This window comes from Flagellimonas flava (assembly GCF_050617915.1).
GTDB lineage: Bacteria > Bacteroidota > Bacteroidia > Flavobacteriales > Flavobacteriaceae > Flagellimonas > Flagellimonas flava_A.
On the sequence record NZ_JBODQE010000042.1, the window covers coordinates 1 to 281 of the forward strand.

Annotated in this window: 1 protein-coding gene; it reads left to right on the forward strand. The window is 41.6% G+C overall.

From position 1 onward, the window contains the following. The coding region (locus ACRHOZ_RS20900; RefSeq protein WP_431130197.1) for a nucleoside transporter C-terminal domain-containing protein at nucleotides 1–272 on the forward strand (272 nt) is incomplete at its 5' end. Nucleotides 273–281 lie beyond the last annotated feature (9 nt).

Sequence of the window (281 nt, forward strand, 5' to 3'; positions counted from 1 at the left end):
CTAACGTGGTTTACAAAATTTTATATCGGCAAACGGAGAAAGTCAATACGGATGTACATGTTTCCTGGGAAAAAATTGGCGCCAATATTTTGGACGCCATCTGCAATGGGACCACCGAAGGTTTAAAACTAGCCATGAACGTAGGGGCCATGCTTTTGGTCTTCGTAGCCTTCATTCCCATGATCAATTGGATTTTAGGTGGAATTGGTCATATTGGCTCATTTAATGAATGGATTGCGGCTAACTCACCATATGACAGCTTCTCTTTGTAAGCCATTCTA